This window comes from Paraburkholderia sp. 32 (genome assembly GCF_050435345.1).
GTDB lineage: Bacteria > Pseudomonadota > Gammaproteobacteria > Burkholderiales > Burkholderiaceae > Paraburkholderia > Paraburkholderia tuberum.
In genome coordinates this window covers 657,792-671,362 of sequence record NZ_JBNDKD010000003.1, presented here as the reverse complement: position 1 = coordinate 671,362, position 13,571 = coordinate 657,792, and the positions used below count along the sequence as shown (strand labels likewise).

The 13,571-nt window shown below is 66.4% G+C and carries 9 protein-coding genes and 1 pseudogene; 5 read left to right on the top strand and 5 right to left on the bottom strand.

The features are described from left to right. Nucleotides 1–5 precede the first annotated feature (5 nt). The 4 genes from OKW26_RS25815 to OKW26_RS25800 all read right to left on the bottom strand — a co-directional run bounded on the left by OKW26_RS25815 (nucleotide 6) and on the right by OKW26_RS25800 (nucleotide 4,825). Nucleotides 6–1,853 (bottom strand): Hsp70 family protein, encoded by a 1,848-nt coding sequence (locus tag OKW26_RS25815; protein WP_429355633.1) that lies wholly within the window; start codon nucleotides 1,851–1,853, stop codon nucleotides 6–8. After that, a complete protein-coding gene (locus OKW26_RS25810; protein ID WP_429355632.1) occupies nucleotides 1,850–2,449 on the bottom strand; it encodes a DUF2760 domain-containing protein in 600 nt (199 codons plus the stop codon). The genes OKW26_RS25815 and OKW26_RS25810 overlap by 4 nt, the downstream gene beginning before the upstream one ends. Before the next feature lie 335 nt (nucleotides 2,450–2,784). Further along, a complete protein-coding gene (locus OKW26_RS25805; RefSeq protein ID WP_429355631.1) occupies nucleotides 2,785–3,366 on the bottom strand; it encodes a hypothetical protein in 582 nt (193 codons plus the stop codon). A 214-nt stretch (nucleotides 3,367–3,580) separates the two neighbouring features. After that, entirely contained in the window at nucleotides 3,581–4,825 is a 1,245-nt protein-coding gene (locus OKW26_RS25800; protein ID WP_429293102.1) for a tyrosine-type recombinase/integrase, read from the bottom strand. 546 nt (nucleotides 4,826–5,371) lie between these two features. On the opposite strand from OKW26_RS25800, the gene katG reads away from it, so the two are divergent. Beyond that, nucleotides 5,372–7,630, top strand: coding sequence for a catalase/peroxidase HPI (katG, locus tag OKW26_RS25795; RefSeq protein ID WP_429355630.1), 2,259 nt, complete (start codon nucleotides 5,372–5,374; stop codon nucleotides 7,628–7,630). Between the two features lie 234 nt (nucleotides 7,631–7,864). Here katG and OKW26_RS25790 read toward each other — a convergent pair whose 3' ends face one another. Beyond that, nucleotides 7,865–8,881, bottom strand: coding sequence for an alcohol dehydrogenase (locus OKW26_RS25790; protein ID WP_184022783.1), 1,017 nt, complete (start codon nucleotides 8,879–8,881; stop codon nucleotides 7,865–7,867). Between the two features lie 205 nt (nucleotides 8,882–9,086). Here OKW26_RS25790 and OKW26_RS25785 point away from each other — a divergent pair, with 205 nt between their 5' ends. The 4 genes and pseudogenes from OKW26_RS25785 to atpD all read left to right on the top strand — a co-directional run. Next, complete coding sequence (locus OKW26_RS25785; protein WP_429355629.1) at nucleotides 9,087–9,644, top strand: carboxymuconolactone decarboxylase family protein; 558 nt, start codon at nucleotides 9,087–9,089, stop codon at nucleotides 9,642–9,644. 37 nt (nucleotides 9,645–9,681) lie between these two features. Next, nucleotides 9,682–10,557, top strand: coding sequence for a helix-turn-helix domain-containing protein (locus tag OKW26_RS25780; RefSeq protein WP_429355628.1), 876 nt, complete (start codon nucleotides 9,682–9,684; stop codon nucleotides 10,555–10,557). 420 nt (nucleotides 10,558–10,977) lie between these two features. After that, on the top strand, nucleotides 10,978–12,018 hold the full coding sequence (locus tag OKW26_RS25775; RefSeq protein ID WP_429355627.1) for a zinc-dependent alcohol dehydrogenase family protein: 1,041 nt from the start codon (nucleotides 10,978–10,980) through the stop codon (nucleotides 12,016–12,018). 75 nt (nucleotides 12,019–12,093) lie between these two features. Beyond that, a pseudogene (gene atpD / locus OKW26_RS25770) lies at nucleotides 12,094–13,563 on the top strand (F0F1 ATP synthase subunit beta); the annotation flags it as partial. Between the last annotated feature and the right edge of the window lie 8 nt (nucleotides 13,564–13,571).

Sequence of the window (13,571 nt, the reverse complement as noted above, 5' to 3'; positions counted from 1 at the left end):
GTCAATCACGCATTCGCGTTGCCGCGCACGTCGAATTCGACTTTCCAGCGCTCGTCGGAGCCGCGCGGGATCGCTTCGAGTTCGAGCGTGCCCGCTTCGGTCACGCGCGCGTGCAGCTTCACCGGCACGACTTCGCCGGCGGTGCGGCCGGCCGCCGGCAGCGTCGCCTCGATTTCCTCGAGTTCCTGCAACTCCTCGGGGCTCCAGTAATCGAGCAGCGTGCCGACCTGATCCTGACGACGCACCGACGAGCCGAAGAAGCGGAAATGCACGGGCTCGCCGACGACCAGCCCGAACTCCTGCGCGGGCAGCTCGGCGTCGGTGCCTTCTTCCATGCCGAACGGCGCGACGCACAGCGCCTGCACCGGCGGCTCGAGCCCGGGCACGGCCGGCATCGCCGATTCGATCGCGATGTAGTACGCGCGCGCGGTGCCGCCGCGAATCCGCACGCCGCGGCCGCGCCGCACGTAGCCGTAGTAGGCCGCGCCGCGCGCGACCGCCAGATCGAGGTCCGCGCCTTCGAGCAGACGGGCCGGCGCCGCGCCTTCGGTCGCGAGCCAGCCGTTCAGCGTGCCCATGATCCGTTCGACCAGCAGCGCCGACTTGAACACGCCGCCGTTGAACAGCACCGCGGTCGGATGCAGGAAGCTCGCGTTGGGCGAGTCATGCTCGCGCAGCCCTTCGAGTTCCGCCAGCGCGCCGACCTGACGCCCGAGGAACGCCGCCAGATGCCGCGTGATGCCCGCGTCCTGCGCATACGGCAGGCCGAGTTGCGTCAGACCGACCCGCGCGCGGCTCACCGGACGCGCGGCGCTGTCGACCTGCGGGAAGAAGCCGTCGAGGATGGTCTGTGTCAGTTCGGCGCGCGTCAGCTCGGTGCGGATCGAGCCGCCGATCAGCTTCGAGCCGCGGCTCGGCACGACGAGCGGCACGGTGTCGGTGGCGGGGTCGCTGAGCAGCGTTTCCTTCGCCGCGCGGCACGCGTAGGTGAGCGCGCGCAGTTGCCATGCGTCGGCCTGGGTGCCTTGCGCGGCGAGCTTGCGCGCGACCACGTGCGCGAGCGCGAGGTCCATGTTGTCGCCGCCGAGCAGGATGTGATCGCCGACCGCGACGCGATGCAGTTCGAGATTGCCGTCGCGCTCGATCACCGCGATCAGCGACAGGTCGGTCGTGCCGCCGCCGACGTCGACGACGAGGATGATGTCGCCGATCTTGACCTGCTTGCGCCACTGGCCGCCGCTCTTCTGGATCCAGCTATAGAGCGCCGCCTGCGGCTCTTCGAGCAGCGTCATGCGCGTGAAGCCGGCGGCCTCGGCGGCCTCCGCCGTCAGCTCGCGCGCCGCGGGGTCGAACGACGCCGGGATCGTCACGGTGACGTCCTGCTCGCCGAACGGCGCATCCGGATTCGCGTGGTCCCAAGCTTCGCGCAGGTGCGTCAGGTAGCGCACCGAGCTTTCCAGCGGCGACACGCGCGCGACTTCGGGCGGCGCGTCGTTCGGCAGAACGCCCGCGCGCCGGTCGACGCCCGGATGGCACAGCCAGCTTTTCGCGCTCGACACGAGCCGGATCGGCGTGCCGGCTCCGCGGCTGCGCGCGAATTCGCCGACCGCGAATTCGCGCTGGCCGGTCCACGGCAGGTAGAGGTCGCCGGAGGCCAGTTCGTCGGGATGCGGCAGGTACAGGAACGAGGGTAGCAGCGGCAGATTATCGATTGCGCCGGGGCCCGTGAGCTGGGCGATCGACAGCACGTCCTGGGTAGTTTTCTCGCCGTCGCTCGCGTGCGTGTCCACGTAGGACAACGCGCAGTGCGTGGTGCCGAGATCGATGCCGATCGAATAGCGTGCGTCGCTCATAGCTCCACCTCCGCCGGTGCGATGACTTTGGCGTTATGACCGTCCGCCAGCTTCGGCAGACGCACATCCTCGACGCGCCAGCCGCGATGGCTGATGCTGCCGTTGAACGGCGCACTGCCGACCACGTTGCCGGTCAAACGGACCGAGCTCGCGTCGAAGCCTGCGGGCAGCGTCACGCGGCTGCCTTCGGCTTCGTCGCGCACCGGGCGGATCGTGAAGTGCTCGCGCAGCGTCGCGCGGCAGCCTTCGTGCACGAGGCGCGCGGCCGCGCCGATGTCGGCGTCGCTATAGGCCTTGATGTCTTCCTCGACGAAATCGATGAAGCGCGCGTCGCGTTGCAGCAGACCGAGCAGTTGCAGCGCGGCGTCGGGGGCGGCCTCCTTCAGCACCGGCGCGGGTTGCGGCTTCGGTTGCGGGGCGGCGGCAGGGGCCGGGGTTGGCGTGGCGGCGGGGGCGGCTGCCGGGGCCGCGCCGATCTTTTCGCCGTTGCGCAGGCGCAGGACGTCGGCGGCGAAGTCGCCATTGCCGAGAATGCTGAAAAACGTGCCGACGGCCAGCGAAATGCGGCCGAGGAAGGATGGATTCGAATCGCTCATAAAGGCTCCTGATCTGCTCTGTTGGGGACGAGCGGTCCTCGCCGCGCCGCGTGCGCCGGGCAGCGAAGCTGACGGGCCGGGCGGGGCTGTGATGTTGCGGGTCGGCGCGCGGCCCGGGGGCGACGATGCAACCGCCGGGCCCGAGAACGGTTTGGGGACGCTTCGCGACCGGGTCGGCCGCGCGTGCGGCGCGCGCAAAACCCGTATTTTGCCTTGCGGCGCGCCCGACGCGGGCAAAGCCGGCAATTCTAGCGGGCAATGGGGTGGGATTGGCGGGGAGTTGGGGGAAGCGGGCGATGCAGGAAGGCGCTTTGGCAGCGCGCCTATCAGCGACGTTACGACTTCTTCGGATCCTTCGACACCCGCTTTGCCGATGGTGCGGGCGCGGGCCTGACCGGCCCGGCGACGTGCATGTCGGCGCGGCGCGGTTGTCCGTGCGCGGCCGTCGCGGGCGCAGACCTGACCGGTCCGGCGGCGTGCCTGTCGGCTCGCGGCGGCTGTCCGTGCGCGGCCATCGCCGGCGCGGGGCCGCCCGGGTGCCCGAGCGGCGGATGCGCGCCGCCGCCCGGATGCTCCGGCAGATGACCGTCATGGCTCGCCATCACACGATGCAGTTCCTCACGGCGATGGAAAACCTCGGCGCGATGATCGCCATGAGAATAGAACTGGCGATGCCGGACGCCGTCCCGGCCGACGACCCAGATATACGTATCGCCGCCGACGATCACCACATCGCGATCGACCACGTTGGCGACGTACCCATCGGTCGGCAACGGCTGATACGCGGTCACGCTCACTTCGTTGACCCGGTTCGGGGCGCTGACGAGCCGGCCTTGCCCACTGGTCACGCAGCCCGCGAGAAAGGTAGCGCACGCAGCCGACGCCAACAGCGCGTTGGTGATGGTTTTCAAGTTCATTCCCCGGTTTGTATTGGTTATTTGTCGAGCGACGCCCGTTTAACGGTCGGCGTTTTGCATTCTTGAGATATGAATCGACGACCAGGGAAACGAGCGGGTAAACGCGCAGGCGCAAACGCGTGCCCGGCGCGCATCGCCTGATGAATTGATCCAACTGGGAAATAGAAAGAAATAACGCAAAAATTCCGGCGCGTTTCACCCGCCCGATCCGCGCTTAATTGCCGCCCGCATTGCCGTCTTCAGACTTCGCGTCGTCCCAGTTCATCCGGTGTCGATTAACGGTCTCGGTATGCCGCGCGTCGTCCTCGGTGTGGAGGTAAAGACTGGTCGTATTCAGCGAAACGTGGCCGAGGTTGTCGCGGATCGTGCGCAGATCGACGCCGCCGTCCGCCTGATGCGAACCGGCCGTATGCCGCAGCCAGTGCGCCGACGCGCGCTCGAGCTCGTCGGCGCGATCGGCGAATTCGGGACCGCGCGCACGCAGCCACATGGCCGCGCCCGCGAAGATGCCCTTGATCGCGTCGTGAATCGCCGAGCGCGACAGGCAGCGGTTGCGGCCCTTGAACGGCAGCACGAGCGGCGTTTCCTCGGCGCGGGTCGGCAGGGCGGCGAGGCCATTGAGCGTGCGGTAGCTGCGCAGCTCCTGAACCAGTTCGGCCGACACCGGCACGATCCGCTCCTTGTCGCCCTTGCCGAGCGTCTCGAGCCACCACTGGTCCTGACCATCGGCGCCGAGCCTTCTGAAGAACTGGCCCATCTGCCCGCCGGCCACCTCGGAAATGCGCATGCCCTGCAAATAGAACAGCGTGGTCAGCCAACGGCAACGCGCATAGTACGCGCGTTGCGCATCGGTATCTTGCGGCAGCTGCTCGACGAACAGCTTCACTTCGTCCCACAGCGAGGTCGACAGATAGCGCGTCACGCGCGGCGCCGAGCGCTTCGCGCGTTGTCGCAGGAGCGCCATCGGATTGCCGCGCAGATAGCCGGCATTGACGAGCCACGTGAACATCGCGTTCAGGATGATCAGCGCCTGGCGCTGGCTGGCCGGCGACAGCGGCCCGTTGAACGGCCGCCAGCGTGCGTCGCCGCGCGCGTACTTGCCGCCGTTCGCCGACACCCAGCGCGTGGCCGGCTGCGGATCGGCGATGAACGCCTTGAACAGCAGGAGATCCTCGTGCGTCAGCGACGACAACGGCTTGCCGAGCTGCACGACGGCCCACAGCAGCAGCCGCTCCGCTTCCTTGCGGTAGTTGTCGAAGGTGGTCTTGGTGTCCGCGTAATTGGACAGCCAGGCGCGCACGGCGTCGAGGTCGTTGCGCGCCGATAGCTGCGAGTTTTCCGCCGCGCCGCGATTGGTGCCGTCGCGGCCATCGAGCAGTTCCGGCACGACGAGCGATTCGACGGGCTGGACGGTGGCGAGCTCAGCGTTCGGGGCAGCTTTCGGCACGGCTTTGGACACGGTTCGGGACACTCCTCGGGCGCACGCCGGTTGGCGTCATTCTGCTCCGCTCAGGTGCTCTCAGAAGCGCTTGCCTGAAAAGAAAGCAGTGCCCACTCTGTTGCGGACGAAACGCGAAACCCTATCACACAGTCGGCTGCGCCTGGCGCAAAACAGCCGGGTGCGCTCAAGCTTCGACGCGGTGACGATCGATCGGCATATAGTGATGCAGGGCGGCGCTCGTTTTCCGCCCGCTATAGTCGCCGTCTATTAGTGGCATTGCCGTATTCGAATTCTATTGAACTTTGTCCTCGCCTATATTCGAATAGGAGTGGAGCGCCGACCGGAGTCAGCCGTTACGGACATCGGCTGCGTTGCGCTCGACCCTGGATTTCATGAGTGCACTGCCGAGCCATTCGGCCGACTGTCGGGTTTTCGGGTCGTCAAATTGCCACGCAAGCCTGACACGATGACAAACGCATAACAAGTACCTTGCATGGGATTGGAGAAAGTACCCAGGCACCGACTCCGATCGACAACGGAGACATCCTCCAAAGGAGAGAACGCATGTCAAACGAAGCAAAGTGCCCGTTCATCCATACCGCCGGCGGCGGGACGACCAATCGGGACTGGTGGCCGAAGCAATTGCGCCTCGACCTGCTCAACCAGCATTCGAACCGCTCCAATCCGCTAGACGAAGACTTCAACTATGCCGAGGCATTCAAGAGCCTCGACTACGCCGCGGTCAAGAAAGACCTCGCCGCGCTGATGACCGATTCGCAGCCCTGGTGGCCCGCGGATTTCGGCCACTACGGCCCGCTGTTTATCCGTATGGCATGGCATGCCGCCGGCACGTACCGTATCGGCGACGGCCGCGGCGGCGCAGGGCGCGGCCAGCAGCGTTTCGCGCCGCTCAATAGCTGGCCGGACAACGTGAGCCTCGACAAGGCTCGCCGGCTGCTATGGCCGATCAAGCAGAAATATGGCCAGAAAATTTCGTGGGCCGACCTGCTGATCCTGACCGGCAACGTCGCGCTCGAAACGATGGGCTTCAAGACTTTTGGTTTCGGCGGCGGCCGCGCGGACACATGGGAACCGGATCAGGACGTCTACTGGGGCAATGAAAAGACCTGGCTCGGCGGCGACGTGCGCTACGGCAAGGGAGCGGCCGGCAGGGAAGACGACGAAGGCGTGCTGGTCGCCGACGAGGAGCTGCACGGCACCGAAAAGAGCCGTACCGATCCGCCCGGCCGCAACCTCGAAAACCCGCTCGGCGCGGTGCAGATGGGCCTGATCTACGTGAATCCGGAAGGCCCGGACGGCAATCCCGATCCGCTCGCCGCGGCAGTCGACATCCGCGAAACGTTCGGCCGCATGGCGATGAACGACGAGGAAACGGTCGCGCTGATCGCCGGCGGCCACACGTTCGGCAAGACGCACGGCGCGGCGCCGGCCGATAACGTCGGTCCGGAACCGGAAAGTGCCGGTCTCGAGGCCCAGGGGCTCGGCTGGCGCAACAGCTTCGGCACCGGCAGGGGCGGCGACACGATCACGAGCGGTATCGAAGTCACGTGGACCGCGACGCCGACGCAGTGGGACATGAGCTACTTCCAGAGCCTGTTCGGCCACGAGTGGGAGCTGACGAAGAGCCCGGCGGGTGCGAACCAGTGGGTCGCGAAGGACGCGCAGGCCACGTATCCGCACGCGCACGACCCATCGAAGAAAGTGCTGCCGACGATGCTGACGACCGACCTGTCGCTGCGCCTCGACCCGATCTACGAAAAGATCTCGCGGCGCTTCATGGCCAACCCCGACGAGTTCGCCGACGCGTTCGCGCGCGCGTGGTTCAAGCTGACGCACCGCGACATGGGTCCGCGCGCCCGCTATCTTGGCCCGGAAGTGCCGTCGGAGCAACTGCTGTGGCAGGACCCGATTCCGGCCGTCGATCACCCGCTCGTCGACGACAAGGACGTCGCGGCGCTGAAGCAGAAGATCCTCGCGTCGGGGCTGTCGGTGTCGCAGCTGGTCACGACCGCGTGGGCCTCGGCCTCGACGTTCCGCGGCTCGGACAAGCGCGGCGGCGCCAACGGCGCGCGCATCCGGCTCGCACCGCAGAAGGACTGGGCCGTCAACCAGCCCGCTGAGCTCGCGAAGGTGCTGAAGGTGCTCGAAGGCATCCAGAGCGAGTTCAACGGTGCGCAGTCCGGCGGCAAGAAGATTTCGCTTGCCGACCTGATCGTGCTGGCGGGTGGCGCCGGTATCGAGCAGGCCGCGAAGAACGCTGGCCAGCAGGTGACGGTGCCGTTCTCGCCGGGTCGGATGGATGCGTCGCAGGAGCAAACCGACGTCGTATCGGTCGGGATGCTCGAGCCGGTCCACGACGGCTTCCGCAACTATCTGGGCGGCAAGTTCCCGGTGGCGGCGGAGAAGCTGCTGATCGACAAGGCGCAACTGCTGACGTTGACGGCGCCCGAGATGACGGTGCTGATCGGCGGCCTGCGCGTGCTGAAGGTGGGCGCTGGCAGCGAAGGTGTGCTGACGAGCAAGCCGGAAACGCTGTCCAACGACTTCTTCCGTAACCTGCTCGACATGGGCACGGAATGGACGCCGGTGTCGGAGGCCGCGGAAACGTTCGAAGGTGCCGACACGAAGAGCGGCGAGGTCAAGTGGACCGGTACGCGCGTCGATCTGGTGTTCGGCTCGAACTCGGTGCTGCGCGCCTTGGGCGAGGTCTACGCGAGCGAGGACGGCAAGGAGAAATTCGTGCGCGACTTCGTTGCCGCGTGGGTCAAGGTGATGAATCTGGATCGTTTCGAGCTGGCTTGATCCAGCCAGTGCTGGCGAGTGGTTCTTTGCCACGTCGACGCAGTTTTTGACGGTGGATTTGCGAAGTCATCGAGCGCGCTTGCCGGGATGCCGGCAAGCGCGCTTTTTCTTCGCCTCGTCACTGCTTCTGCGCCGCCGCCTTTCAGATGTGCGAGCACCGGGTGCCGATGACACCCGTGCTGCCCGTAACCAGAATGGTCATGCAATTTCCATTGCCCCACCGGAGGCTGCCACTCAGACCATCTTCAACACCACCCTGAAACGCGCGTGACCGCTCATCATCCGGTCGAAGGCCTGCGCTGCCTCGGCGAGCGGATACTCTTCGATCATCGGCTTGACACCGGTGAGCGCGCTGAACGCGAGCGTGTCCTGCGAATCGGCCGAGGTGCCGGAGGGCCAGCCTTGCACCGAGTTGCGTCCCATGATGAACTGCACGATCGGCACTTCGACCGGCTCTTCGGACACGCCGACCATCACGAGCTTGCCGTTCAGGCCGAGACCGCCGAGCGTCGCGGTCATCGCCTTGCCGCTCGTCACCGTGGCGAGTATCAGCTTCGCGCCGCCCAGTGCCTGCAGCTTCTCGGCGACGTTTTCCGTTTTGCTGTCGATGTAGTGATGCGCGCCCAGTTGCTGCGCGAGCGGGGCCTTGTCCTGACCCCGCGCGATCGCCACCGTGCGAAAGCCCATCTTGCGCGCGAACTGCACGCCGAGATGACCGAGGCCGCCGATCCCGAGAATCGCGACCACGTCACCAGCGCGCGCGCCGCTATTGCGTATCGCGTTGAACGTCGTGATGCCCGCGCAGAGCAGCGGCGCGGCATCGACGTCGGACAGATCGTCGGGAATGCGCGCCAGGGCTTCGACCGGGGCCACCATGTATTCGGCGTAGCCGCCGTCGTAGCTGATGCCGGGGATGAGGGCGAACTTGCACAGCACGAAATCGCCCTGGCGGCAGTGTTCGCATTTGCCGCAATGCCCGCCGTGCCAGCCGACCCCGACACGCTGCCCGACCTGCCAGCCCTCGACACCCGCACCGACCGAATCGATCACGCCCGCGATCTCGTGACCGGGCACACGCGGATAGGCCAGGCCCGGCCACAGGCCTTCCTTGGTCATCGCATCGCTATGGCAGATGCCGCAAGCCTGAATCCTGATACGCACGTGACCCGCGCCCGCCTCGGGCACTTCGCGTTCGACCAGTTCGAGCGGGCCGCCGGCCTGCTTCACTTCGACTGCTTTCATTGTGGGCATGATGTTCTTCCTTTCCAGTGACGAACGGGACAAGAGGGGAACAAACTCCAACATGATATTCCGCGTCCAGGCGGCTCGCCAGAAAGAAGCCGCCGCCGCATGGCCGATGGCGATGACATCCGATGTAATTGGCGAGCCGCGCGGCTGCCTCTACTCTTCGACTACCGCGCCGTCGCTCCGATGGCGCACACGTCAAGGAGATACCATGTCCAGCTATCCCGTTCACACGATCGAGTCCGCTCCCGAGCAATCGAAACCCGTGCTCCGCAAACTGCAGCAGGCGTTCGGCCTGATTCCGAACATCGCGGCCAAGATGGCGGCTTCACCGGTGCTGATCAACGGCTTCATCGGCCTGTTCGAGCGCGTGCATGCGAGCAGTCTGACCGAACCGGAGATCCAGACGCTGCTGCTCACCAACGCCGTGACGAACGCGAGCGAATGGGCGGTTGCGTTTCATACCGCGCTCGGCTTGAACGCGGGCCTGCGCCGCGCCGATGTCGAGGCGATCCGCCACGGCAGTCTGCCCGACGACACGAAGCTCGCGGCGCTGTCGACGCTCGCGCGCACGCTGATCGAAAAACGCGGCCGCCTCGCCGATGAGGACCGGCAACGCTTCCTCGCGGCAGGTTTCAGCGCGGAGCAGATTCTCGAGGTGGTTGCGGCGGTCGCCGCGTCGACGATCACGAACTACACCGGCAGCGTGACCGAGCCGCCGCTCGAAACGCAGTTCGCCGAATTCGCGTGGCACGCGCCCGCGCGCTGAAGCGATCCCGTTCAGGCATCAACAGGAGGGCAACACCATGAACGTCACAAGTCACGATCCGAAAGTGCAGCCGGGCGATCTCGGCAGTCTGTTGCGCTATTGGCGTGACGTGCGTGGCGTGAGTCAGCTCGATCTGTCGCTCGAGGCCGGCATCTCGCAGCGGCAGATCAGCTTCATCGAAAGCGGGCGCAGCGTGCCGGGCCGCGACACGCTGCTGACGCTTGCGCAGACCCTCGACGTGCCGCTGCGCGAGCGCAATGCGCTGCTGCTTGCCGCGGGTTATGCACCGATCTATTCGGAAGCACCGTGGAATGCGCAGGAAATGCACGGCGTGGTTCGCGCGCTCGAACGGGTCGTGCGTCAGCATGAGCCGTTTCCGGCGCTCGTGATGGACCGCGACTGGAACGTGCTGATGTCCAACGACGCGGCCCCGCGCTTCTTCAACTGCTTCATCGACATGACCGCGCGCGAAGGCCCGCGCAACATGCTGCATCTGATCTTCGATCCACATGGCATGCGTCCGTTCGTCGCCGAGTGGGAGGAGGTCGCGCGAAGTCTGCTGCAACGCGTGTATCGTGAGTCGGTCGGTCATGTAATCGGCGCCAACACGAAGCGTCTACTCGATGAACTGCTTGCGTATCCCGACGTGCCGCGCGACTGGAAGACGCATCATGGCTCGTCCGCGACACCCGCGACGCTGCCGATGGTTCCGCTCGGCTTCATCAGCGAGGGCGTGGTGCTGCGCTATTTCTCGATGGTCACGACCGTGGGCACACCGCAAAACGTGGCCGCGCAGGAGTTGCGCATCGAATGCATGTTCCCCGCCGACGACGCCACCGAAGCACGCCATCAGCAGCTGCTCGCGGCGCACGCGTCCCCGCAACCTCCAATATCGGCAAACCGTATGCCGTGATATAGCGATGTCTTCGATTTTTTTTGGCGATCATCCGAGCCGATCAGGTCGAGCAATCCGACGCCACTCTGGTTCCGCCGCGCGCCCAGTTCGCGCGCGGCCATCATCTCCGACTTCGGCGACGTGACCGAGGTGCTCGCGCGTGCAGCTTCTTCGCGGCCGATGTGCAGGCAGGCGCGAGCCCCTTTCCCGGCCTCTATCTGCAAGAACTCGAGAAAATGGCCGACATCGACGCGTCGGCGTTGTTTTCGTAGTGCTTGACCCAGATCAAGCCGCCCGCCACGCTGGGGCTCATGATGCAAGCGCGTGACGCATTACGTTCCCGCCGGCGCTAGCCGACGCATGACACGACCAGGTTCAGGCGCGAACACGTTTGCCGCCACGCATCGTGTTTCATTCCGGCCATAGGAGAAGTCCGTCATGAAAGCACTCGTTTATCACGGTCCCGGCAAAAAGTCGCTCGACGAACGGCCGATACCCGAACTCACGGCGCCCACCGATGCAATCGTCAAAGTCGCCCGCACGACGATCTGCGGCACCGATCTGCACATTCTCAAAGGCGACGTGCCGACCTGCGAGCCGGGCCGCATTCTCGGCCACGAAGGCGTCGGTGTCGTGCATCAGGTCGGCGAGGCGGTGAGCGGGCTCGCGGCCAGCGATCACGTGCTGATCTCGTGCATCACGTCGTGCGGCCGCTGCGACTACTGCCGGCGCGGCATGTATTCGCATTGCACGACGGGCGGCTGGATTCTCGGTAATCGGATCGACGGCACGCAGGCCGAATATGTGCGCATTCCGCATGCGCAGAGCAGTCTGTACCGCATTCCGGCTGGCCTCGACGAAGAGGCGCTCGTGATGCTGTCCGACATTCTGCCGACCGGCTTCGAGTGCGGCGTGCTCAACGGCAAGGTTCAGCCGGGCTGCACCGTGGCGATCGTCGGCGCGGGGCCGATCGGTCTCGCTGCGCTGTTGACCGCGCAGTTCTACTCGCCGGCGCAGATCATCGTGATCGATCCCGACGCGAACCGGCTCGAGGTCGCGCAACGCTTCGGCGCCACCGCTTGCATCGACAACGCGCGTGCCGATGCGGTCGCGCAAGTGCTGAAGCTGACCGAATCGGTAGGCGCCGACTGCGTGATCGAGGCGGTCGGCATTCCGCCGACGTTCGAGCTTTGCCAGCAGCTGGTCGCGCCGGGTGGAACGATCGCGAACATCGGCGTGCACGGCGTCAAGTGCGATCTGCATCTGGAAAAACTGTGGGATCGCAACATCGCGATCACGACGCGTCTCGTCGATACCGTCAGTACACCGATGCTGATGAAGACAGTCAAGGCGGGGCGGATCGATCCCACGCGTCTGATCACGCATCGCTTCCGGCTCGACGATATTCTGTCGGCTTACGAAACGTTCTCCCGCGCGTCGAGCACGCGCGCGCTGAAGGTGTTGATCGAGGCGTCATAGACGGTCCCGATTTGATGCTGGACGATTCGTCAGCGTGAAGGGGTTTGCAACTGATCGTTGGAGCGCCACGTGCCAATTGCAGAGAGCGCAGCCCGTCAAAACACCGCACCGCCCACGGCTACGGTCGCAGCAAGCGGGCGCGTGAGCACCGTGCGCGGCGCGGTCGTCGATGTCCAGTTCGACGCGCACGAACTGCCGCCAGTCGATACCGCGCTGTGGATCACGCGGCCGGACGGGACCTCGATCCTCGCGGAAGCGCAGGCGCACACCAGCGAGCGCACGGTGCGCGCGCTGGCGTTGCAGGCCACCGCGGGCCTCGCGCGCGGCGCCGCCGTGCGGGTCGGCGCGGGCCCCATCGAGGTGCCGGTCGGCGACGCGGTGCTCGGCCGACTGCTCGACGTCGCCGGTGTGATGCGCGATGGCGGCGAGCCTGTGCCCGAGACCGTGGAACGCAGGCCGATCCATCGCGCCGCGCCGCCGCTCGCGGCGCAGCGCGGCGCCACGCGGCTGTTCGAGACCGGCATCAAGATCGTCGACCTGCTGACGCCGCTCGCGCATGGCGGCAAGGCCGCGATGTTCGGCGGTGCGGGCGTCGGCAAGACGGTGCTCGTGATGGAGCTGATTCACGCGATGGCCGCGCGCTATGGTGGCATGTCGGTGTTCGCCGGCGTCGGCGAGCGTTCCCGCGAGGGGCACGAAATGCTGTCGGACATGCGCGGCTCGGGCGTGTTGCCGCGCGCCGTGCTCGTCTACGGACAGATGAACGAACCGCCTGGCGCGCGCTGGCGGGTGCCGCTCACCGCGCTGACGATCGCCGAGTACTTCCGCGACGAGCGCGGCCAGAACGTGCTGCTGCTGATGGACAACGTGTTTCGCTTCGTGCAGGCGGGAGCGGAAGTGTCGGGGCTGCTCGGGCGCATGCCGTCGCGGGTCGGCTATCAGCCGACGCTCGCGAGCGAGGTAGCAGCGTTGCAGGAGCGGATCGTGTCGGTGGGCAACGCGGCGGTCACGGCGATCGAGGCCGTCTACGTCCCCGCCGACGACTTCACCGACCCCGCCGTGACGACGATCGCCTCGCACGTCGACAGCATGATCGTGCTGTCGCGCGCGCTCGCCGCCGAGGGCATGTATCCGGCGATCGATCCGCTCGCCTCGTCGTCGATCCTGCTCGATCCGCTCGTCGTCGGCGCGGAGCACGCGGCGCTCGCCAACGAGGTGCGACGCCTGCTCGAACATCAGCGTGAGCTGCAGGACGTGATCGCGTTGCTCGGTATCGAGGAACTCGGCATCGACGACCGCCGCGCCGTGCAGCGCGCGCGCCGTCTGCAGCGCTTTCTGACGCAGCCGTTCGCGGTCACCGAAGCGTTCTCCGGACAGCCCGGCAGAACGGTCGCGCTCGCCGAGACGATCGTCGGCTGCAAGGCGATTCTCGCCGGGGAGTGCGACGACTGGCAGGAGCGATCGCTGTACATGGTCGGCGCGCTGGACGAGGCGCGCGACAACGAAGCCCGCGGCAGGTCGACGGCCGCGAGCGCCGTCGCGGCGTGACGAGG